This is a genomic window from Streptomyces sp. NPDC039424 (assembly GCF_055639495.1).
Map to the genome: position 1 here is coordinate 214,146 of NZ_JBVKAI010000011.1, position 20,375 is coordinate 234,520.

The 20,375-nt window shown below is 71.9% G+C and carries 19 protein-coding genes; 6 read left to right on the forward strand and 13 right to left on the reverse strand.

The features are described 5' to 3' along the window. Positions 1-31 precede the first annotated feature (31 nt). The 4 genes from ACZ7L0_RS26475 to ACZ7L0_RS26490 all read left to right on the forward strand — a co-directional run bounded on the left by ACZ7L0_RS26475 (position 32) and on the right by ACZ7L0_RS26490 (position 4,297). Positions 32-526 carry an FBP domain-containing protein gene (locus ACZ7L0_RS26475; protein WP_471245047.1) on the forward strand — a complete coding sequence of 165 codons (495 nt, stop codon included), beginning with the start codon at positions 32-34 and terminating at the stop codon, positions 524-526. A gap of 85 nt (positions 527-611) precedes the next feature. Next, complete coding sequence (locus tag ACZ7L0_RS26480) at positions 612-1,865, forward strand: FUSC family protein (RefSeq protein WP_471245048.1); 1,254 nt, start codon at positions 612-614, stop codon at positions 1,863-1,865. Positions 1,866-1,898: 33 nt separating this feature from the next. After that, entirely contained in the window at positions 1,899-2,927 is a 1,029-nt protein-coding gene (locus ACZ7L0_RS26485; protein ID WP_471245049.1) for a hypothetical protein, read from the forward strand. A 116-nt stretch (positions 2,928-3,043) separates the two neighbouring features. Beyond that, positions 3,044-4,297 carry a lactonase family protein gene (locus ACZ7L0_RS26490; RefSeq protein ID WP_471245050.1) on the forward strand — a complete coding sequence of 418 codons (1,254 nt, stop codon included), beginning with the start codon at positions 3,044-3,046 and terminating at the stop codon, positions 4,295-4,297. Here the strand turns inward: ACZ7L0_RS26490 and ACZ7L0_RS26495 are convergent. Together ACZ7L0_RS26495 and ACZ7L0_RS26500 are read right to left on the reverse strand one after the other, a co-directional pair. Then, complete coding sequence (locus ACZ7L0_RS26495; RefSeq protein ID WP_471245111.1) at positions 4,265-5,026, reverse strand: DUF2470 domain-containing protein; 762 nt, start codon at positions 5,024-5,026, stop codon at positions 4,265-4,267. The two genes, ACZ7L0_RS26490 and ACZ7L0_RS26495, sit on opposite strands and share 33 nt — an antisense overlap. Before the next feature lie 81 nt (positions 5,027-5,107). After that, positions 5,108-5,713, reverse strand: coding sequence for a TetR/AcrR family transcriptional regulator (locus tag ACZ7L0_RS26500; protein WP_471245051.1), 606 nt, complete (start codon positions 5,711-5,713; stop codon positions 5,108-5,110). Positions 5,714-5,822: 109 nt separating this feature from the next. On the opposite strand from ACZ7L0_RS26500, the gene ACZ7L0_RS26505 reads away from it, so the two are divergent. Then, positions 5,823-7,361 carry a cytochrome P450 gene (locus tag ACZ7L0_RS26505; RefSeq protein WP_471245052.1) on the forward strand — a complete coding sequence of 513 codons (1,539 nt, stop codon included), beginning with the start codon at positions 5,823-5,825 and terminating at the stop codon, positions 7,359-7,361. Here the strand turns inward: ACZ7L0_RS26505 and ACZ7L0_RS26510 are convergent. The 11 genes from ACZ7L0_RS26510 to ACZ7L0_RS26560 form a co-directional block, all read right to left on the reverse strand. Then, positions 7,323-8,162 carry a pentapeptide repeat-containing protein gene (locus ACZ7L0_RS26510; protein WP_471245053.1) on the reverse strand — a complete coding sequence of 280 codons (840 nt, stop codon included), beginning with the start codon at positions 8,160-8,162 and terminating at the stop codon, positions 7,323-7,325. The two genes, ACZ7L0_RS26505 and ACZ7L0_RS26510, sit on opposite strands and share 39 nt — an antisense overlap. A 10-nt stretch (positions 8,163-8,172) precedes the next feature. Continuing rightward, the gene (gene sigJ, locus ACZ7L0_RS26515; protein WP_471245054.1) at positions 8,173-9,132 is read right to left on the reverse strand and encodes an RNA polymerase sigma factor SigJ; all 960 of its coding nucleotides are present in this window, start codon (positions 9,130-9,132) and stop codon (positions 8,173-8,175) included. A gap of 27 nt (positions 9,133-9,159) precedes the next feature. Continuing rightward, complete coding sequence (locus ACZ7L0_RS26520) at positions 9,160-9,903, reverse strand: PIG-L deacetylase family protein (RefSeq protein ID WP_471245055.1); 744 nt, start codon at positions 9,901-9,903, stop codon at positions 9,160-9,162. A 64-nt stretch (positions 9,904-9,967) separates the two neighbouring features. After that, positions 9,968-11,269 carry an alpha/beta fold hydrolase gene (locus ACZ7L0_RS26525; RefSeq protein WP_471245056.1) on the reverse strand — a complete coding sequence of 434 codons (1,302 nt, stop codon included), beginning with the start codon at positions 11,267-11,269 and terminating at the stop codon, positions 9,968-9,970. Positions 11,270-11,366: 97 nt separating this feature from the next. Then, a complete protein-coding gene (locus tag ACZ7L0_RS26530; protein WP_471245057.1) occupies positions 11,367-12,392 on the reverse strand; it encodes a LacI family DNA-binding transcriptional regulator in 1,026 nt (341 codons plus the stop codon). Between the two features lie 79 nt (positions 12,393-12,471). Next, positions 12,472-13,884 carry a BNR repeat-containing protein gene (locus tag ACZ7L0_RS26535; protein WP_471245058.1) on the reverse strand — a complete coding sequence of 471 codons (1,413 nt, stop codon included), beginning with the start codon at positions 13,882-13,884 and terminating at the stop codon, positions 12,472-12,474. Positions 13,885-13,904: 20 nt separating this feature from the next. Next, a complete protein-coding gene (locus ACZ7L0_RS26540) occupies positions 13,905-14,225 on the reverse strand; it encodes an L-rhamnose mutarotase (RefSeq protein WP_037671256.1) in 321 nt (106 codons plus the stop codon). 18 nt (positions 14,226-14,243) lie between these two features. Continuing rightward, positions 14,244-15,323 carry a rhamnose ABC transporter substrate-binding protein gene (gene rhaS, locus ACZ7L0_RS26545; RefSeq protein WP_471245059.1) on the reverse strand — a complete coding sequence of 360 codons (1,080 nt, stop codon included), beginning with the start codon at positions 15,321-15,323 and terminating at the stop codon, positions 14,244-14,246. 32 nt (positions 15,324-15,355) lie between these two features. Beyond that, a complete protein-coding gene (locus tag ACZ7L0_RS26550; protein ID WP_471245060.1) occupies positions 15,356-16,351 on the reverse strand; it encodes an ABC transporter permease in 996 nt (331 codons plus the stop codon). Continuing rightward, entirely contained in the window at positions 16,344-17,384 is a 1,041-nt protein-coding gene (locus ACZ7L0_RS26555; RefSeq protein WP_471245061.1) for an ABC transporter permease, read from the reverse strand. The genes ACZ7L0_RS26550 and ACZ7L0_RS26555 overlap by 8 nt, the downstream gene beginning before the upstream one ends. Continuing rightward, positions 17,381-18,898, reverse strand: a complete 1,518-nt coding sequence (locus ACZ7L0_RS26560; RefSeq protein ID WP_471245062.1) for a sugar ABC transporter ATP-binding protein — start codon at positions 18,896-18,898, stop codon at positions 17,381-17,383. Before ACZ7L0_RS26560 ends, ACZ7L0_RS26555 begins: the two co-directional genes overlap by 4 nt. 268 nt (positions 18,899-19,166) lie before the next feature. Here ACZ7L0_RS26560 and rhaI point away from each other — a divergent pair, with 268 nt between their 5' ends. After that, positions 19,167-20,327: an L-rhamnose isomerase gene (gene rhaI / locus ACZ7L0_RS26565; RefSeq protein ID WP_471245063.1), complete on the forward strand. Its 1,161-nt coding sequence runs from the start codon at positions 19,167-19,169 to the stop codon at positions 20,325-20,327. The last annotated feature ends 48 nt before the right edge of the window (positions 20,328-20,375 follow it).

Below are 20,375 nucleotides of genomic sequence, written 5' to 3' on the forward strand. Positions count from 1 at the left end.
TTTCCGCTTCCGTCGATCCCAGGAGCCCCTCATGAGGTCACTCACCGAGCAGGACATCCGCAACTCGTTCGTCAACTGCTCGAAAGGCGAGGCCAAGCGGCTGGCGACCCCCCGCGATCTCGACCAGCGCCCCTGGGACGACCTGGACTTCCTGGGCTGGCGGGATCCCGGCGCGCCCGATCGCAGCTACCTCGTCACCGAGCGGGACGGCCGGCTCGTCGGCGTGGCCCTGCGCTTCCCCTCCGCGCGGCGCGGGTTCCTGCACCGCAGCATGTGCTCGCTGTGCCTGACGACCCATCGTGGCGGCGGCGTGTCCCTCATGACGGCCCGCAAGGCGGGCGCCGCGGGCCGCGAGGGCAACTCGGTCGGCGTGTACATGTGCACCGACCTGGCCTGCTCCCTGTACGTACGCGGGAAGAAGGTCCCGGACTCCGGGGTCCGGTTCGAGGAGAGCCTCACACTGGAGGAGCAGATAGCCCGTACGACTGGCCATCTGACCGCCTTCCTCGACAAGCTGGTCGTCTGAGGCGGACCAGGACACCCGAGTGACTCCTTGCCACTCGGCGGATCGATGTGTTCGATGAGCCCCCTGAACGGGAACAGGGGCAACGATGCAAGTTGTACGAGAGTGGACGGCGCCCCTGTCGCGCATCCTGCGGCGTCGGCGTGACCCGGTCGTCGTACAGGCCCTGCGGTCGGCCGTCGCGGCGTCGATCGCCTACGTCATCGCGCTGCGGCTGAGTCCGGAACCGGCGCCGCTGACCGCGCCGCTGACCGCGCTGCTGGTCGTCCAGGTGACCCTGTACGCCACGCTCACCAACGGCATCCGCCGGGTGAACTCCGTGGTCGCCGGGGTGCTGGTGGCCATCGCCTTCAGTCTGCTGGTGGGTCTGACCTGGTGGAGCCTGGCGCTGCTGATCGTGGCGGCGCTGGCCGTCGGGCACCTGGTGCGGGTCGACGAGTACGTGCCCGAGGTGGCGATCAGCGCCATGCTGGTGCTCGGCGTCACCACGGTCGGGAACACGGCGTGGGCCCGGATCCTGGAGACGCTGATCGGCGCGGTCGTCGGCATGGCCTGCAACCTGCTGATGCCTCCGCCGGTGTGGGTGGACAAGGCCGGGGAGTCCATCGAGGGTCTGGCGCGGCGGCTGCGGCGGCTGATGCTGCGGGTGGGCGAGGAGGCCGCGTCCAGCACACCGGTGGAGTCGGCCACCGCGCGGCTGTACGAGGCGCGCCGCCTCGACCACGACATCGTCGAGGTGGACGCGGCCCTGCGGCAGGCCGAGGACAGCCTGCGGCTCAATCCCCGGGTCCGGGAGGGGCTGCTGCACCGGGTGGTGCTGCGCACGGGCCTGGACACGCTGGAGATCTGCGTGGTCGTGCTGCGGGTGCTGGCCCGCTCCTTCACCGACCTGGCGAAGGCCCGCGACCCGGAGCCGATGTTCGCGCCGGAGCCGGGCGCCCTGGTGGAGCAGCTGCTGTCCGAGATCGCCGACGCCGTGGTCAGCTTCGCGGTGCTGGTGACCACCCATCTCAGCACCAACGCGGAGTCGGCGGAGGCCCGGCTCACCGCCGAACTGCACACCGCCGCCGCCACCCGCGACAAGCTGGCCGTGGCGCTCCGGGCGGAGGCCGAGCGCGACCCCCGCAACTGGCAGTTGCTCGGCGCCGTCCTGACCGAGGTGAACCGGGTCATCGACGAGCTCGACACCGAGCACCGTTCGCGCCGCCTGCTGGAGGAACTGGACCGCGTCTCCCGCGAGCAGCGCTCCCGGATGCCGCGCCTGACCCGGCTGCGGGAGCGCATCGGAGTGCAGGAGCAGCTGCACCGGAACCGCCTGGGGGCCGGCAGGCGTTTCCCCTGAGGAGACGACGCGAGGCGGAAAGGGGGCGTGCGGATGACCGGCACGGCCGCGACGATCGACGGGAACACGCTGCGGCTGCCGGGCGGGGTGGCGGTGCGGTTCGTGCGCACCCTGCGGCTGCCGGAGTCGGGTACGCATCCGCTGCCGCCGGGGCTGGGCGAGTTCCCGGTCCGGCGGATCTCCGACTACGCGGACGCGGTGCCCGAGGAGTGGCGGGCGCGTGGCGGTGTGATGCTGCCGGTGTATCTGCGCGAGGCGATGTGGCTGAGCTTCGCGGGCACCTCCGAGCCGGCCGCCCTGCAAGTCGGGGTGGGCAAGGTGTGCGCGGTGTCGGGCGAACCGTGGAGCGACCGGCTCTCTCGTGATCCGCAGAACTACCTCGTGCTGCCCCGTCAGCCCTGGCTGGACGGCATCAACTCCGGCAAGGGCACGGTCCGCCAGTTCGTGACCGTGCCGCTGGGACTGGGCGCGACGGTGGAGGGCCAGGTCACCGGCGAGGAGGTGTGGGGCGGTGTGCAGCTGCGGTCATTCCCGCTGCGGGCCGACCTCCTCGACCAGTGGCGCGAGGAGCGGCGCCGCAGGCCGGAGCGGATGCGGGCGTACGGCGGTGCCATGGCCGCCGCGCCGCCCATGGCGGCACCGGCCGCCCCCGGTGGGGCACCCACCAGGTCCCGGAAGACCGCGGCCATGGGGCTCGGCGTCGGCGGCTCGATGCGGCAGGAGGTCTACCGCGACGACCGGCCGCCGGGCGACTGGTCGAAGGAGCCGGCCGGGCGGGTGTTCGTGCACCTGGTCACGCCGCCGCAGTGGCGGCGGATCACGGGTGAGGCGCCCCCGCCGTCGCCGGTGGACCGGGCGGCGTACACGCGGGCGGGACTGCCCTGGTACGACTACTACGACCAGGACGCCGAGGACCTCGCGCCCACCGAGGCCCTGGAGGCCGTCAAACCGGTCGGCGACTGGCTCGGCGACGACCTGGAGCCCTGGCAGGAGCCCTCCACGGGCCAGGTGAAGCAGCTGAAGGACGCGCCGGGCATGCCGGTCGAGGACGGTGAGTGGTAGGCGGGCACCCGTCCGTTGCGCCCCACGCACCAAGCGTTGCCGTTTTTGCGCTCACCGTGCGGTCCGGGCGAAGGTGGCTGTGACGACCGGGGCAACCGACGACCTGAGGTGCGGGCATGGACAGTGGTGCGGAAGCGGCGCGCGGCGGCTGGAGCCGGCGCCGGTTCGTCGGGGCCGTGGCCCGAACCGCCGTCGCCGCCGTGGTGCCCGCCGCGGCCGGGTGCGGGGCCGACGCCTCTCCCCCGCAGGGGAGCACGACCTCCGCCCCGGAGGGAAGCACGGCCGCCGCGTCGAAGGGGAGCACGGCGACCGCGCGGCCCGAGCGCGGGACCCCGCAAGACTCCCCCCGTCCGCTCTACCTGGGCACGTACACCTCCGCCGAGGGCGGCGGCACGGGCATCGGCCTGGCGACGTACGACCCGGCGACGGGCCGGATCACCCGCTCCGGGACCCTCACCGGCGTGCCCGACCCCTCGTATCTCGCCGTACATCCCAGCGGCCGCACTCTGTACGCGGTCGACGAGCGCACGGACGGCGGGGTGAGCGCCGTGCGTCTGGCCGACCGGCGGATCCTCGGCACCCGGAGCACCGGCGGGGCGGCTCCGTGTCATCTGTCCGTGCATCCCGGCGGGCGCTGGCTGCTCAGCGCCAACTACGGGTCCGGCAGCGTGGCCGTGCACCCGATCGACGCCGAAGGCGCCCTCGGCGAACGCACCGACCTGGTCACCCACTCCAGCCCGCCGCCAGGCCCGGGTCAGCAGGGCCCGCACGCGCACCAGGTCGTCACCAGCCCCGACGGCGGGCATGTCCTCGCCGTCGACCTGGGGACCGACACCGTCTACAGCTACCGCCTCGACCACGCCGAGGGCACTCTCACCGAGGTCTCCCGGGCCCACACCCGGCCCGGCGCGGGCCCGCGCCACCTCACCTTCCATCCGGACGGCCGGCACGCCTATCTGGCCAACGAGGCAGACGACACGGTCGCGGTGTGCGCCTACGACCCCGCCACCGGCCGTCTGACGATCGGCGCGCCGCAGTCCACGGGCTCCGGCGCGGGCACCAACTACCCGGCGCAGTTCCTGGTGACCGCGAACGGCGCCTACGCCTATCTCGCCAATCGCGGCCACGACAGCCTCGCCCGGTACGCCGTCGAGGCGGACGGCGCGCGGCTGCGGCTCATCGACACCGTGCCGGTCGGTGGGGACTTCCCCCGGCAGATCGCGTTCTCGCCCGACGGACGGCTGCTGTTCGCCGCGAACCAGCGGTCGGGCACGGTCAGCGTCTTCCATGTGGCGGAGAGCTCCGGTGAACTGCGGCTCGCGGGTGAGCCGTTCGCCTCACCGGTCGCCGTCTGCGCGCTGCCGCTGTAGCGCCCGGGGGCAGCCGGCGGCGCTCGCCTGCGACAGCAGCACGTGCACCCGCTCGGTGAGCTGGGCGAGGTCGTCGGCGGGCGCGTGGAAGGGCAGGCGTACGTCGCCGTGGGTGCGGGCCCGCTCGATGCGCAGCGTCAGTCCGTGCCGGTCCACCGCGAGGGGCGTCACCCGGGTCGCGGCCTGGAGGCTGCCGGGCTCGACCAGGCGGGTGAGCCGTTCGACGGCGTCGGGATGGGCGTCGGCGAGGTGGGTCAGCAGCCGGGCCTCGGCGGTGGCGAGCGGGTCGGGTGCGGCGGCGGCGAACTCGTCGAGGTCGACGAGCACCGCGCCCGAGGGGCGGCGCAGCACCACCCGGGTGGGCCGGAAGGCCAGCTGGGCGTCCTCGGCGGCGAACCAGCCGGCCAGCCGGAGCCGGGAGCGGATCCGGTGGCGCACGGGAACGGGCGCGACATCGGCGAACTCCAGGACGGCGGACGGCTCCCCGCGCGGCGCGCAGAGGGCCGCCACGTGCAGAGCGCTGTCCCCGGGCACGCGCAGCAGCACCCGGCCGTCCTCCGTCACGGTGTGCGCGCCGACGAGTTCCTCCCGGGCGCCCTCCGCGGTCACCGTGCAGGACCAGGCCACGGCGAGCACCGAGCGGGCCCGTTCCGCCGTGCCGGGCGCGGCGGTCCAGCTCCGGCCGTCGTCCAGGCCCTGGCCGTCATTCACGCCCTGGCGGTCGCCCATGCTCTGGCTGTCACCCATCCCAACCTCCTTAGGTAAGCCTTGCCTAACCTATCGAAGATCGCGGGGTACGCCAACCACGGGTCACACGATCACGCCGAGCAGCGCCCGCGCGCACAGGTCCCGCACCTGGTCCCGGGACAGCTCCGAGCCGCGCAGCCACTCCAGGCAGACGGCCGTCGTGAAGGCCAGCCAGCCGCGTACGGCCAGGCGGAGGTCGGGGCGCCCGGCGAAGCGCGGGCCGAACTCGGGGTCGGCCGAGAGGGCCGCCAGGATTTGGCGTTCCTGGGCGGCCAGGGCCTGCCGGTAGACCCGGCGCACGTCCTGGTCGCCCGCCGCGTCCGCGCGATGGAAGGCGCGATAGCCGTGGGCATGGGCCTCGACGTACTCCAGGTAGGCGTCGAGGCCGGTGGTGAGCTGCTCGCGCACCGGCACCCCGGGCACGGCCTCCGTCATGCGCAGCATGCGCTCGCTCTCCCGCTCCACGACCGCCGCGAAGAAGTCCCGTTTGGTCGGGAAGTAGTGGTAGAGCAGCCCGCGCGAGACCCCGGCGATCTCGGCGACCCGCTCGATCCACACGTCGTCGTAGGGGCACTCGGAGAACAGCTGCGCGCCCACCGACAGCAACTGCTCGCGACGCTGCTCGGTACTGAGCCGGCGACGGGTGCGCTCGCCCTTTTCCTCGGCCATGCCGGCACCTTACTTGACGCCGATTCAACAACCGGACCAGACTGGAACGCGCTATTGAACTCACGTACAACACGCTCAACCGGTGACCTGGATCAAGGGAGATCGCGTCATGGCGGAGACGGGCACACGGACGACCGGGGGGACCGCCGCGCTGCCGAAAGGGTTCCGCGGAGCCGAGCTGGGCTGGCCGGAGCTGCGCCGCATCCCCCGTCCGCCGCACCGGGTGCCCCTGCTCGGCGATGTGCTCGGCGTCGACCGGCGCACGCCCGTGCAGGACTCGATGCGCTACGCCCGCAGCCTCGGCCCGATCTTCCGGCGCAAGGCGTTCGGCAAGGAGTTCGTGTTCGTGGCCGGCGCCCGGCTCGCGGCCGACCTCGCGGACGAGTCCCGGTTCGCCAAGCACGTCGGCCTCGGGGTGGCCAATCTGCGGCCGGTCGCCGGGGACGGGCTGTTCACGGCGTACAACCACGAGCCCAACTGGCAACTGGCGCACGACGTGCTGGCCCCCGCCTTCAGCCGTGAGGCGATGGCGGGCTACCACCCGATGATGCTGGACGTGGCCGGGCGGCTCACCGGCCACTGGGACCGGGAGCTCGCGGCCGGACGCACCGTGGACGTGCCCGGCGACATGACCAGGCTGACCCTGGAGACGATCGCCCGGACCGGGTTCGGGCACGACTTCGGCTCCTTCGAGCGCGACCGGCTCCACCCCTTCGTGACCGCGATGATCGGCACGCTCGCCTACGCCCAGCGGCTGAACACCGTGCCCGCGCCGCTGGCCCCGCTGCTGCTGCGCGGCGCCTCCCGGCGCAACGCGGCCGACATCAACCTGCTCAACCGCACGGTCGACGACCTCGTACGGGCCCGGCGCGGGGCGGACGCGGGCGGGGACGGCGATCTGCTCGGCCGGATGCTGGCGACGGCGCATCCGCGGACCGGGGAGCGGCTGTCGCAGGAGAACGTCCGCTACCAGGTGATCACCTTCCTGGTCGCGGGCCACGAGACCACCTCGGGCGCGCTCTCCTTCGCCCTGCACTACCTCTCCCGGCACCCGGAGGTGGCGGCCCGCGCCCGCGCCGAGGTGGACCGCGTCTGGGGCGACACTCCGGAGCCGGGCTACGACCAGGTCGCCAAGCTGCGATACGTGCGCCGGGTGCTGGACGAGTCGCTGCGGCTGTGGCCCACCGCGCCCGCCTTCGCCCGCGAGGCCCGGCAGGACACCGTGCTGGCCGGGGAGCATCCGATGCTCCGGGGCGCGTGGGCGCTGGTGCTGCTGCCGATGCTGCACCGCGACCCCGAGGTGTGGGGCCAGGGCGCCGAGCGGTTCGACCCGGACCGGTTCGACGCGAAGGCCGCCCGGGGCCGCGCCCCGCACGTCTTCAAGCCGTTCGGGACGGGGGCGAGGGCCTGCATCGGCCGGCAGTTCGCGCTGCACGAGGCGACGCTCGTCCTCGGCCTGCTGCTGCGCCGCTACGACCTGCGGGCCGACCCCGGCTACCGGCTCAGGGTCTCGGAGCGGCTCACGCTGATGCCGGAGGGCCTGCGGCTGCGCCTGGAGCGGCGCCCCGCGCCCGACCGGGTGACGGTCCCGGACGCGGGCGCCCCGGAGTCAGGGCCGCGCTGTCCAGTGCGCGGGGTGGGTGACTGACTCCGGCAGCCGGGTGCCGGCGCTGCCCCGGGCGGCGTCGAGCTGGGGCTGGATCAGGAAGAACGCGCCGGTCAGGTCGGCGTCCGTCAGGTCGGCGTCGCGCAGGTCGGCGCCGATCAGGTCCGCCCCGCGCAGGTCGGCGCCGGTGAGGTCGGCGGCGATGAGGTAGGCACCGCGCAGACTGGCGCCCCGCAGGTCGGCCCCCTTCAGCCGGGCGCCCATCAGGTCCGCGCCCCGGCGGTCCTTCTTCTTCCCGCCCTTGCCGCCGGAGGCCGCCCGGACCAGGTCGCTGGTGCGCAGCAGGAGCACGTTGACCTCCTGCCGGTGGGCGGCCACGTCCAGCGCCAGCAGTTCCTCCGGACTCTGCCGGGTGAGCCGCTCGGTCTCGTCCAGGGCCGCGCGCAGACCGGCGTGGACCGGGCGGGCGGCGGGCAGGGTCAGCGCCTCGGTGAGGTACCAGAGCAGTTCATGGAGCTGCCGGACGACCGGGAACACCTCGAACACACGCCGGGCGTGCTCCCGGGAACCGGTGCGCCAGTCCTGCCCGCCGAAGGTGACCTGGGAGACCTTCTGGCCGGCGCCGAGGCAGTCATAGACCGTGCAGCCGGTGAAGCCCTTGTCCCTGAGCCGGGTGTGGATACCGCAGCGGTGGTCGCCCCGGAGGTTCGGGCAGGGCTTCCCGGCCGGCTTGTCGAGCGCGAAGTCCGCCGAGGCGGCGAAGGGCAGCGCGACGCAGCACAGCCCGAAGCACGAGGCGCAGTCACCGCGCAGTTCCGGCCGGCCGGTTATCTGATCTGGCATGCCGTCCAGCCTACTGACCTGCGGGAGCGGCCCCTTCGTGGGTGGGCCGGGAGGCGCTGTCGAGGCCCGTCTCGGGGAAGTCGGGCAGGCCGAGCCGGGCCAGCCGGTCGGGGTCGGCCAGGATGTACATGCCGGTTATCCGGCCGTCGGCGACGGTGAGTGCGGTGACGGACAGGGGACGGCCCTCGGGCGCGAGGACGACGCCGAGCGAGCCGTTGACCAGGACCGGCCGCGCCCAGTCCGCGAACCGGGAGAACAGGGACGCCTGTTCGGCCACCGCCTTCGCCCCGCGCACCACCTTGGAGGCGGCGGCGCCCCGCACCAGGGCGCCCGCGTCGGCGCGCAGCACCACGTCCGGGTGGAGCAGGGCGACGAGGGCCTCGAAGTCACCGCCGCGGGAGGCCGCGAGGAAGGCGTCGAGCACCTGGCGCTGCCGCCCGAGATCGGGGTCGGCGGACGGGGTGGCGCCCTGCACCCGGCGGCGGGCCCGGCTGGCCAGCTGCCGGGTCGCGGCCGGGGTGCGCTCGACGATCGGCGCGATGTCGTCGAAGGGCACGGCGAACATGTCGTGCAGCACGAACGCCAGCCGCTCGGCGGGCTCCAGCATCTCCAGCACCACCAGCAGGGCGAGGCCCACCGAGTCGGCCTGGAGCACCTCCTGCTCGGGGTCGACGGCCGACAGGGGCCGGATCACCGGGTCCGGGACGAAGGTGCCGTACATGTCCTCGATCGGTTCCTCGCGGCGCGCGGAGCGCGAGCGGAGCATGTCGAGGCAGACCCGGCCGACCACCGTGGTCAGCCAGCCGCCGAGGTTCTTGATCTCGTCCACGTCGGTGCGGCCGAGCCGGAACCACGCCTCCTGGACGGCGTCCTCCGCCTCGGTGAGCGAGCCGAGCATCCGGTAGGCCACGGCCTTCAGATGCCCGCGGTGCTCCTCGAAGCGGTCCGCCAGAATCTCCGTGCCGGTCATGTCTTCCCCCTGTCCGTCGATGCTCGCCTACCGGCCGAAGACCTCGAACGCCACCGCAGGCCGCCCGCCGAACCTCTCGCCGGTCGCTCGGGTGCTGCCGGTGAGGAACCCCCGGGCATACGTTTCCGGGTCCTCGTCCGTCAACGCCTCGATGTAGCTGCGGTGTTCGAGCAGCGACCGCACCGCCCGCTCCAGGCCCGGCGTCGCGTCCACGGCGTGGGTGGGCGAGGAGGAACCGGCGACGGCGACCCAGCGGACGCCGTTGAAGGGCTGCAGGCCCCGCTCGGCGAGTTCGGGGAAGATCCACCGGTTGCCGGCGTCCCCTGCGGCGTCCAGCGTGGCGCGCCCCACCGCCACGTGGTCGGGCGTGTTCCAGGCGGCACCGCCCCAGGTGTCCCGGTGGTTGAGGGTGATCACCAGCTCGGGCCGGTGGCGGCGGATCGCGGCGGCGATGTCGCGGCGCAGCGCGGTGCCGTACTCGATGACGCCGTCCTTGTGGTCGAGGAACTCCACGACCGAGACACCCACCGCGGCGGCGCTCGCCCGCTGTTCCCGCTCCCGCAGCGGACCGCACCGGGCGGGCTCGAGGGTGTCGATGCCCGCCTCGCCGCGGGTCGCGAGGACATAGGCGACCTCGCGGCCGGCGTCGGTCCAGGCGGCGACGGCCGCGGAGCACCCGTACTCGAGGTCGTCCGGGTGCGCGACCACGGCGAGGGCTCGCTGCCAGTCGGTCGGCATGGGCTGAAGCTGGGTGATCTTCGGCTCGGTCATGGGCGCAGACTATTCCGCCGCGCTGAGCGGGCAACTCCTTTCGGACAGCGCGGGCCCCGGGGCGTCACACCTCGTCGCGGGCCATCGCCAGCAGCCGGTCCAGGACGCGGGGCGCGCCGGCCCGCAGGCCGTCGTGTTCGAACTCGTCGGTGACCCAGGTGCGCAGGCCCCGGATGGCGCGGGCCGTGCGCAGCGCGTGGGCGGTGTCGACGTACATGTCGTCGTGGTAGACGGCGGCGACGACCGGGACCTCGGCCGCGGCCAGGCGCGCGGGGTCGTACAGCGGCGGCCAGCCGGTGCGGGCGGCGAGCAGTTCGGCGGTGTCGCGCAGGGGCCGCAGGGCGGGGTCGCAGTCGAAGGTCCAGGGGTGGACGGTCTCGCCGGTGAAGAGCACCGCCGCGTCGCCCGCGAGGGCCTTGGCGGCGTCGAACTGCGGGAACTCGGCTCGCACCCGTTCGGCGGCCCAGGCGGTGGGCCGGTCGCCCTGGCCGTAGATCGCCTCGTGGACCAGGGCGTAGAGGGGGTGGCTCGCGTACGACAGCAGGCCCTGCGCCTCCTCCTGGAAGGCGTCCGACAGCTCCCAGCCGTGCGGGGTGCGGGCGAAGGCGTGCTCCAGGAGGTAGTGCAGACGGTGGCTGCCGTCGCTGGTGCCGAGCAGGATGCCGAGGGACTGGAAGGCCTCGACGGTGAGGCGGTAGCCGCTGGGCAGGACCACGTCGTGGGTCAGCAGGTGGTCGGCGATGCGGCGGGCACGTTCGACGTCCTGCGGGTAGCGGGTGTAGTGCGCGGTGACCTTGTGTTCGATGCGCGGGTAGGCGGCCCGGTAGACGTCGTCGGCGTGCGCGTCCAGCGAGGGCAGGCCGCCGGTGATCACGGCGGTGCTCAGGCCCTGGGGCGCCAGGGACAGATAGGTCACCGCGCAGAAGCCGCCGAAGCTCTGGCCGAGGACGGTCCAGGGGGCGCCGCCGGTCAGCCGCGGGCGGATCAGCTCGCAGTCGCGGACGATCGAGTCGGCGCGGAAGAGGCTCAGGTAGTCGGCCTGTGCGGCGGGGCCGCCGCGCAGCGGGAGCGTCTGCCGGTTGGCGGGCGTGGAGTGGCCGGTGCCGCGCTGGTCGAGGAGGAGGACGCGGTGGTCCTCCAGGGCGCGGCCGAGCCAGGCCTGCTTGCCGATGAATCGGTTCGCCCCGAAGCCGGGCCCGCCCGTGAGATAGACCAGCCACGGCAGGTCCCGGTCCGCCTTGTCGCTCGCGACGACCCCCCGGGCGTACAGCTCGATGGTCTCGCCCGCCGGATCGGCGTGGTCCAGGGGCACGGTGAAGCGGTGGTCGGTGAGGACGACGCCGGGCTGGCGGTAGCTGACGGTCAACGAATCTCCCGGGACGGACGGATGGTCGCGTCCCAGTTCAGCACATGTCCGTGCGCCGTCCGCCCCCTGGGATCATGGAATGTTACTGAATCGGGAATCAGCGGGCGGCGAGGCTGGAGCGGCGTACCACCAGCTCCGGCTGGAGCACCACCCGGCGGTGCTCGTGCGCCCCGGGGGCGTCCTGCGCCTCCGTCTCCTCCAGGAGCAGCTCGGCGGCGAGCGCGCCCATGGTGACGGCGGGCTGGCGTACGGAGGTGAGCGGGACGGCGGCGGCGGCCGCGAACTCGATGTCGTCGTAGCCGACGATCGCGAGGTCGTCCGGGACGACCACGCCGGCCGCGTACATGGCCTGCAGGACACCGAGGGCGAGAAGGTCGTTGGCGCAGAACACGGCGGTCGGGCGGTCGGCGAGGCCGAGCAGCCGTGCTCCGGCGTCCCGCCCGGCGGCCACGTCGAGGCGTTCGGTGGGCAGCTCGCGCAGGGCGTCGGGGCCGAGGCCGGCCTCCGCGAGGGCGTGCAGGGCGCCGGTGCGGCGGTCCCTGACCTGGTTGAACCCGGGCGGGCCGCTGACGTAGGCGAGGGAGCGGTGCCCGGCGTCCACCAGGTGCCGCACCGCCAGGGCGCCGCCCGCCACGTCGTCGACCGAGACCGAGCACTCGGTGGTGCCCTCGGCGACCCGGTCGACCAGGACGAAGGGGATGCCGTGCCGCCGGAACGTCTCGATGTTGCGCCCGGTGGCGTCCGCCGGGGTGAGCAGGACGCCGCGCACCCGCTGCTCGGCGAAGAGGGACAGGTACTCGGCCTCCTCGCCGGCGCTCTGCGCGCTGTTGCAGACCATCACGCCGAGCCCGGCCTCCCGTGCCGCCCGCTCGGCGCCGCGGGCGACGTCCACGAAGAACGGGTTGCCCATGTCCAGGACGAGCAGGCCCATGATCCGGCTGCGGCCCGCGCGCAGCTGGCGGGCGGACTCGCTGCGGACGTAGCCCAGCCGGTCTATGGCGGACTGCACGCGGGCGCGCGTCTCCAGGGCCACCGTGTCCGGACGGTTGATGACGTTGGAGACGGTACCCACCGAGACTCCGGCGGCGCGGGCGACGTCCTTGATACCCACCGACTGGGCCATCGGGCGGAGACCTCCAGGGGGACGAGGGGCGGCGGGAAGGCCCTTCACATTACCGTCGTCCCACCGCACACCGGACCGGTCAGGCGGGCAGGGCGAAGTCGGCGACGTGCAGCGCCGAGGGGGTCGTACCGCTGGACTTCTCCTGGTACAGGAAGGACAGCACGTTGTCGGCCCTGACCCGCGGTTCGTCGATCACGACCTCTCCGAAGGCGCCCAGGTCACCGCCGTCGTACAGCAGCGTCCAGTCCGTGTGTCCGGAGGCCTTGGAGGCGCCCGCGATCCGGCCGTAGGGGAAGACGGCGTAGGCGTTGTCGTACTTGTCGAGGACCAGTTTGGTGCGCTGGCTGGAGTTCAGCGGGACCGGGATCTCCGTCTTCTGCCAGCTGCCCGAGGAGTTCTTGCGCAGGTGGAAGGCCCGGCCGCTCGCAGTGCGGTCGGCGACGTAGTTCGTGGTGCACTGGCCGAAGCGGCCGGGGACGTAGGAGATGACCGCGTGCGGCAGGCCGGTGGAGTCGGTCGCCTGGCTCTCCTGGTTCATCAGGGAGTGGTCCGGGTTGAGGGAGTCGACGACGAGACCGCCGTCGGTGACCGCCACCGTGTCGGAGGTGCCCGTGGTGCCGACGACCGTGCCCGTGTCGTTGCGCCAGGTGCGGCCCCGGTCGGTGGAGTACACGTAGCCCGTGTCGTGGTTGGTGATGCCGCCGCTGCTGCACATCACGGCGCCGTTCTGCTCGCGCCAGGTGAAGAAGGCGTGCAGTCGGCCGTTGACGTCGTAGTCGATGCCGTGGAGGTACATGTTGCGGGCCGTCGAGGAGCCGTGCGAGCTGGTGTAGGTGCCGGTGGAGCTGCTCCACTCCCCCAGCGCCTTCCAGGACGAACCGTCGTACTCGGCCAGGGCGTTGCGCCCGTTGCCGGAGATGCCGACGCGGTAGCTCAGCTGGAGCCTGCCCTCGGGGGTGGAGACGAACTGCGGGTAGGTGAACTGCGAGGTGAGGGCGAGCCCGTCCAGCGAGGGCTGTACGGCGCCGAAGACGGACGGCTTCCAGGCGGTGGACGCAGGGTTGTCCAGGAGCCCGGCGGCCGACTTCACGTAGAAGAAGCCGTCGCTGTGCGAGTCCATGTTGAGGTGCAGGCGGCCGTCGGTCTTCGAGACGCCCATGGAGATGACGTTGTGCGAGTCGTCGCTCTTGAGCTGGTGGGAGAGCGTGACGGTGGACCAGGTGGAGCCGCCCAGGACCCGGCGGGCGACCACCGCGTTGCGGCTGGCGGTGTACCAGGCGGCGTACTGGTGGCCCTTGTAGGTCAGCAGGCCGTTCTTCTGGAAGGAGTTGTTGTTGACCAGGCCGTCGTAGGAGACGAAGTAGACGGCCTGGGCGTCGAGTTGCGTGGTGCCCTTCTTGGTGACGGAGGGGCCGGGGGATGCGGCCCGTGCGATGCCCGGGGTTGCCATGGCGGCCAGCATGGCGGACGAGAGCACGGTACGTCTTCTCATGGTGCGGCTCCTGAAAGCAGTCAGGCGAGGTGGAAGACCTCGGTGAGCGGTTTCATCGCTTCGTCGGGCCGGGCGCCGTCCAGCGACTCGAAGAACGGCGCCATCTCCGCCTGCCAGCGGGCGTTGACGTCGGTGGCCTCCATGCCGGCCTGGGCGGCGGCGAAGTCCTCGGTCTCCAGGTAGCCGACGAGCAGGCCGTCCTCGCGCAGGAAGAGCGAGTAGTTGTGCCAGCCGGTGGCGGAAAGCGCCTGGAGCATCTCCGGCCACACGGCGGCGTGCCGCTCGCGGTACTCGTCGAGACGGTCCGCGCGGACCTTCAGCAGGAAGCACACACGCTGCATCGACGGAACCTCCCCGGACTAGAAGTTGAACTGGTCGATGTTCTCGGCGTCGAACACGGTCGGCTTGCCGAGGGTGATCACGCCGTCCTTGCCGATGGTGTACGTGGTGGAACCGGCCTTGAAGGTCTCGCCCTCCTTGCCGGTGATCTGCCCGGAGGCCAGGGCGACGGCGGTGCGGGCGGCCAGGTCGCCGAGCTTGGCCGGGTCCCACAGCTCGAAGGCGTCGACGGTGCCGTTCTTGACGTACTTGCGCATGTCGTTGGGGGTGCCGAGGCCGGTCAGCTTGACCTTGCCCTTGTACTTGGAGCCGGAGAGGTACTGGGCGGCGGCCTTGATGCCGACGGTGGTCGGGGAGATGATCCCCTTGAGGTTCGGGTACTCCTGGAGCAGACCCTGCGTCTGCTGGAAGGACAGCTGGGCCTCGTCGTTGCCGTAGGCGGTCTTGACGAGCTTGATGTTCTTGTACTTGGGGTCCTTCAGCTCCTCCTTCATGTAGCCGATCCAGGTGTTCTGGTTCGTCGCGGTCTGCCCGGCGGACAGGATCGCGATCTCGCCCTTGTAGCCGATCTGCTTCGCCAGCAGCTGCACCTCGGTACGGCCCAGGTCCTCGGCGCTCGCCTGCGACACGAAGGCGTTGCGGCAGCCGGGGTTGGTGTCGGAGTCGTAGGTGACGACCTTGATGTCGTTCGTCATGGCCTGCTTCAGCGCGGTGCACAGGGCGCCCGGGTCCTGCGCGGAGACGGCCATCGCGTTCACCCGCTGCTGGGTGAGGGTGTTGACGTAACTCACCTGCCCGGAGGTGTCGGTGGCGCTGGACGGACCGACCTCCTTGTACTTCGAGCCCAGTTCGGTGAGCGCCTTCTCGCCGCCCTTGTCGGCGGAGGTGAAGTAGGGGTTGTTGACCTGCTTGGGCAGGAAGCCGACGGTGAGGCCCTTCTTGGTGGCGGCACCCGGGTCGGCCTTGCCCGCGGTGGCGGCGGAGGCGTTGTCGTCCTTGACATCGCTCTTGGTGGTGCCGCCGCAGGCGGTGGCGGCCAGGGCGAGGGAGGAGACGGCGGCGAGGGCGGCACAGGTGCGGCGGAGTGTGGCCTTGCGCATGGCGGGTCCTTTACGAGGGTGAGCGAGCGGGGTTACGAGGCGGCCGGCGTCGAGGCAGCCGCCTCGCGGCCCGCCCTCGCGACGGAGATCTGCCGTGCGACCCGGGGGCCGAGCACGGAGACGACGAGCAGCACACCGGTCACGACGATCTGCGACTGGGCGGAGACGTTGAGCAGGCTCATCACGTTCTGCAGCGCGCCGAGCAGGAACACCCCGGCGACGGCGCCGCCCAGCGTGCCCTTGCCGCCGTCGAAGTCGATGCCGCCGAGCAGCACGGCCGCGACGACGGAGAGTTCGAGGCCGGTGGCGTTGTCGTAGCGGGCGCTGGCGTAGTGCAGGGCCCAGAAGACGCCGGTGAGGGAGGCCATGAGGCCGGTGGCGGTGAACAGGATCAGCTTGGCCCGCTTCACCCGGATCCCGGCGAACCGGGCGGCCTCCTCGCTCGCGCCGACCGCGAACAGCGACCGGCCGAACGAGGTGGCGTGCAGGACGACCACGGCGATCGCGAGCAGCACCAGGAAAGGCGGGAAGGCCTGGGGCAGGAAGCTGTTCCCGACCCGGCCGGCCGCGAAGTCGAGGTACTGCGTGGGGAAGTCGGTCACCGCGTCGGCGCCGAGCACGATCTGCGCGATGCCCCGGTAGGCGGCGAGGGTACCGATGGTGACGGCGAGGGAGGGCAGCCCGAGCCGGGTCACCAGCAGGCCGTTGACCAGCCCGCACACCACGCCGAGCAGCAGGCAGATCGGGATGATCGTCTCGATGGCCATGCCCTCGTTCCAGAGCTTGCCCATCACCGCTCCGGACAGCCCGGCCGTGGACGCCACCGACAGATCGATCTCGCCGGCGACGACCAGCAGGGTCATCGGCAGGGCGATCAGCGCGATGGGCAGCGTGTTGCCGATCAGGAACGACAGGTTGAGCGCGTTGCCGAAGCCGTCGACGAAGGAGAAGGACAGCACCAGCAGGACGATGAGCAGGGCGCCGACGACCGTGTCCCAACGGACCGCGCGCGTCAAGGACTCAGGCATGGCGGGCGTTCCTCTTCTTCAGGGCGGAGGCCAGACGCAGCGCGACGATCCGGTCGACGGCGATGGCGAGCAGGAGCAGGACGCCGTTGATGGCGAGCACCCAGACCGAGCTGACGCCGAGCGCGGGCAGCACGCTGTTGATGGAGGTCAGCAGCAGCGCGCCCAGTGCGGCTCCGTAGACGCTGCCGGAGCCGCCGGTGAAGACGACGCCGCCGACCACGACCGCGCTGACGACGGTCAGTTCGTAGCCGTTGCCGGTGCTGGAGTCGACGTTGCCGAACCGGGCCAGGTACAGCGCGCCCGCCAGTCCGGCCAGGCCGCCGCAGAAGGTGTACGCGGTGAGGATCCGCTTACGGACCGGGATGCCGGCGAGCCGGGCGGCCTCGGGGTTGGAGCCGAGGGCGTACAGCTCGCGGCCGCTGCCGAAGTGCTTGAGGTAGTAGGCGGTCGCCACCAGCACGGCCAGGGCGATGAGCGCCAGCCACGGCACGGCCGAGATGCCGCCGGACCCGAAGTCCACGAACCCGCCGGACAGGTCGGACGCGACGATCTGGCGGGAGCCGACCCAGATGGAGTCGACGCCCCGGATGATGTAGAGCGTGCCGAGGGTGACGACCAGCGCGGGCACCTGGCCGAGGCTGACGAGCAGGGCGTTGAGGAGCCCGCAGCCGACGCCGAGCAGGACGGCCAGGCCCACGGCGACCACCGGGTTGCCGCCGTCGTGCAAATACGTACCGGCGGCGAAGGCGCTGATGCCGAGCGTCGAGCCGACCGACAGGTCGACGTTGCGGGTGATGACCACCAGCGACTGGCCGGTGGCGACGAGGACCAGGATGGTCGAGTTGAGCAGCAGGTCCTTGATGCCCTGCTCGGACAGGAACTCGCTGTTGCCCGCCTGGGTGACGGCGACCATCACCAGGAAGACGGCGAGGATGGCGAGTTCGCGCATTCTGAAGACGCGGTCGACCAGCCGGGTGCCACTGGACTTGGGTACCTCGGCGACAGGGGCTGGGTTCGGGGTGGTCACCGTCATGCGGCGGCCCTCCCGGTCGCTGCGGCCATCACGGTTTCCTCGGTCGCGTCGGTGCGCGGGATCTCGGCGGTGATCCGGCCCTCGTGCATCACCAGCACGCGGTCGGCCATGCCGAGGATCTCGGGCAGGTCGGAGGAGATCATCAGGACGGCCACCCCGTCGGCGGCCAGTTCGCCCAGCAGCCGGTGCACCTCGGCCTTGGTGCCGACGTCGATGCCACGGGTCGGTTCGTCGACGATCAGCACCTCGGGTCCGGTGGCCAGCCACTTGGCGAGGACGACCTTCTGCTGGTTGCCGCCGGACAGGGTGGAGACGGTGTCGGCGATCCGGGCGTACTTCACCTGGAGCTTCACCGCCCAGTCGAGGGAGCGGCTGCGCTCGGCGCCCCGGTCCATCAGCCCGGCCCTCACGGTCGAGCGCAGTCCGGTCAGGCCGATGTTCCGCTCGATGGACATGTCCATCACCAGGCCCTGGGCTCGCCGGTCCTCGGGGACGAGGGCCAGCCCGGCGGCCATCGCGGTGGACGGGGCGCCGCCTGTGAGCTTGCGTCCGGCGACCTCCACCTCCCCCGCGTCCCACCGGTCGACGCCGAAGACGGCCCGGGCGACCTCGGTGCGTCCGGCGCCGACCAGCCCGGCGAGGCCCACGATCTCGCCGCGCCGCACCTCGAAGGAGACGTCGGTGAAGACGCCCTCCCGGGTCAGCCGGCGCACCGACAGCGCGACCTCGCCGGGCGTGACGTCCTGCTTGGGGTACAGCTCGTCGAGGTCGCGGCCCACCATGCGGCGCACCAGGTCGTCCTCGGTCATGCCCTCCAGCGGCTCGCTGGCGATCCACGCCCCGTCCCGCAGCGTGGTGACGCGCCCGCAGATCTGGAAGATCTCCTCCAGCCGGTGCGAGATGAACAGCACGGCGGCGCCCTGCTCGCGCAGGGTGCGCACCACGCCGAAGAGCCGGGCCACCTCGCTGCCGGTCAGGGCCGCCGTCGGCTCGTCCATGATCAGGACCCGGGCGTCGAAGGAGAGCGCCTTGGCGATCTCCACGATCTGCTGGTCGGCGATGGACAGGCCGCGCGCCGAGCGGTCGGGGTCGAGGACGACGCCGAGCCGCTTCATCAGGGCGGCGGTCGCCGCGTGGGTGGCCTTGTGGTCGATGCGGCCGAGGGCGCGGCGGGGCTGGCGGCCCATGAAGATGTTCTCGGCGATCGACAGGTCGGGGAAGAGCGTGGGCTCCTGGTAGATCACGGCGATACCGGCGTCGCGGGCGTCTTTGGGGCCGTGGAACACGACGGGCTCGCCGTCGAGCAGCACCTGGCCGGCGTCCGGCCGGTGCACCCCGGCAAGGGTTTTGATCAGGGTTGACTTGCCCGCGCCGTTCTCACCTGCGAGGGCGTGCACCTCGCCGGGGAACAGCTCCAGGGAGACGTCCCGCAGGGCGCGTACGGCGCCGAAGGACTTCGAGACACCCTTCAGCGCCAGCACCGGGGCCGGTCCCGTGTCGGACGGGTGGGTCATGGAGGCTCCTCGACGACGCCGGCGGGGCGGCCCTCACGGCGTCGTGAAAGGTTTCAACTGGATGGCCGGGACGTTAGGCATGGCGGCCATGTCACGTCAATGGGTCCGTGTCGAAAAAATTTCGATAGCCCAAGGTCACTGTCGAGTCACGGAAAACGGGGCGTGTCCAAGAGCTTGACACCCCTTCGGGGGGCTCATAGCTTGCCGTTCTGAATCGTTTCATCGATTCGCTTCAGTCGTGCCCACCTGATGCCCCAGGAGCCCTGTTGTGACCGACCTCGCCGCGGTGAAGGCCGCGCTCAAGACCCAGGCCGTCGAGACGCCGTCGTGGGCGTACGGGAACTCGGGGACCCGCTTCAAGGTGTTCGCCCAGCAGGGCGTTCCGCGGTCCCCCTGGGAGAAGCTGGACGATGCCGCCCAGGTGCACGCGGTCACGGGTGTGGCCCCGACCGTGGCGCTGCACATCCCCTGGGACAAGGTCGACGACTACGCCGCGCTGGCCAAGCACGCCGAGGAACGTGGCGTGAGCCTGGGCGCGATCAACTCCAACACCTTCCAGGACGACGACTACAAGCTGGGCAGCGTCTGCCACCCGGACGCGGCGGTGCGGCGCAAGGCGGTCGATCATCTGCTGGAGTGCGTCGACATCATGGACGCGACGGGCTCCGCCGATCTGAAGCTGTGGTTCGCGGACGGGACGAACTATCCCGGTCAGGACGATGTACGGGGGCGACAGGACCGGCTGGCGGAGGGGCTGGCCGAGGTGTACGAGCGGCTCGGGGACGGGCAGCGGATGCTGCTGGAGTACAAGTTCTTCGAGCCCGCTTTCTACACGACCGATGTTCCGGACTGGGGTACGGCGTACGCGCACTGCCTGAAGCTCGGGCCCAAGGCGCAGGTCGTGGTCGACACGGGGCACCACGCACCCGGGACCAACATCGAGTTCATCGTCGCCACGCTGCTGCGGGAGGGGAAGCTCGGCGGGTTCGACTTCAACTCGCGGTTCTACGCCGACGACGACCTGATGGTGGGGGCGGCGGATCCGTTCCAGCTGTTCCGGATCATGTACGAGGTGGTGCGTGGGGGTGGGTTCACGGCCGAGGTCGCGTTCATGCTCGACCAGTGCCACAACATCGAGGCGAAGATTCCGGCGATCATCCGCTCGGTGATGAATGTGCAGGAGGCTACGGCCAAGGCTTTGCTGGTCGACCGGCGGGCGTTGGCTGATGCGCAGGCTTCCGGTGACGTGCTCGAAGCCAATGCCGTGCTGATGGATGCGTACAACACGGATGTGCGGCCACTGCTTCGGGATGTGCGGGAGGAAATGGGGTTGGACGGCGACCCGATCGCGGCCTACCGCCGGTCCGGGTGGGCGGAGAAGATCGTCGCCGAGCGGGTCAGTGGTCAGCAGGCCGGCTGGGGCGCGTAAGCGTCTGCCGGGTTCTGTCCATGGCGGGCTGCGGGCCCGTTGTGGCCG

Bases quoted from the DNA above. Each gene is read 5' to 3' on its own strand.
- sigJ (WP_471245054.1), bottom strand. From the start codon at position 9,132: ATGACCGGCACGGAGATTCTGGCGGACCGCTTCGAGGAGCACCGCGGG.
- ACZ7L0_RS26520 (WP_471245055.1), bottom strand. From the start codon at position 9,903: ATGACCGAGCCGAAGATCACCCAGCTTCAGCCCATGCCGACCGACTGG.
- ACZ7L0_RS26555 (WP_471245061.1), bottom strand. From the start codon at position 17,384: ATGACGGTGACCACCCCGAACCCAGCCCCTGTCGCCGAGGTACCCAAG.
- ACZ7L0_RS26550 (WP_471245060.1), bottom strand. From the start codon at position 16,351: ATGCCTGAGTCCTTGACGCGCGCGGTCCGTTGGGACACGGTCGTCGGC.
- ACZ7L0_RS26490 (WP_471245050.1), top strand. From the start codon at position 3,044: ATGGACAGTGGTGCGGAAGCGGCGCGCGGCGGCTGGAGCCGGCGCCGG.
- ACZ7L0_RS26505 (WP_471245052.1), top strand. From the start codon at position 5,823: ATGGCGGAGACGGGCACACGGACGACCGGGGGGACCGCCGCGCTGCCG.
- ACZ7L0_RS26475 (WP_471245047.1), top strand. From the start codon at position 32: ATGAGGTCACTCACCGAGCAGGACATCCGCAACTCGTTCGTCAACTGC.
- ACZ7L0_RS26560 (WP_471245062.1), bottom strand. From the start codon at position 18,898: ATGACCCACCCGTCCGACACGGGACCGGCCCCGGTGCTGGCGCTGAAG.
- ACZ7L0_RS26480 (WP_471245048.1), top strand. From the start codon at position 612: ATGCAAGTTGTACGAGAGTGGACGGCGCCCCTGTCGCGCATCCTGCGG.
- ACZ7L0_RS26540 (WP_037671256.1), bottom strand. From the start codon at position 14,225: ATGCAGCGTGTGTGCTTCCTGCTGAAGGTCCGCGCGGACCGTCTCGAC.
- ACZ7L0_RS26530 (WP_471245057.1), bottom strand. From the start codon at position 12,392: ATGGCCCAGTCGGTGGGTATCAAGGACGTCGCCCGCGCCGCCGGAGTC.
- ACZ7L0_RS26510 (WP_471245053.1), bottom strand. From the start codon at position 8,162: ATGCCAGATCAGATAACCGGCCGGCCGGAACTGCGCGGTGACTGCGCC.
- rhaS (WP_471245059.1), bottom strand. From the start codon at position 15,323: ATGCGCAAGGCCACACTCCGCCGCACCTGTGCCGCCCTCGCCGCCGTC.
- ACZ7L0_RS26485 (WP_471245049.1), top strand. From the start codon at position 1,899: ATGACCGGCACGGCCGCGACGATCGACGGGAACACGCTGCGGCTGCCG.
- ACZ7L0_RS26500 (WP_471245051.1), bottom strand. From the start codon at position 5,713: ATGGCCGAGGAAAAGGGCGAGCGCACCCGTCGCCGGCTCAGTACCGAG.
- ACZ7L0_RS26535 (WP_471245058.1), bottom strand. From the start codon at position 13,884: ATGAGAAGACGTACCGTGCTCTCGTCCGCCATGCTGGCCGCCATGGCA.
- ACZ7L0_RS26495 (WP_471245111.1), bottom strand. From the start codon at position 5,026: ATGGGCGACCGCCAGGGCGTGAATGACGGCCAGGGCCTGGACGACGGC.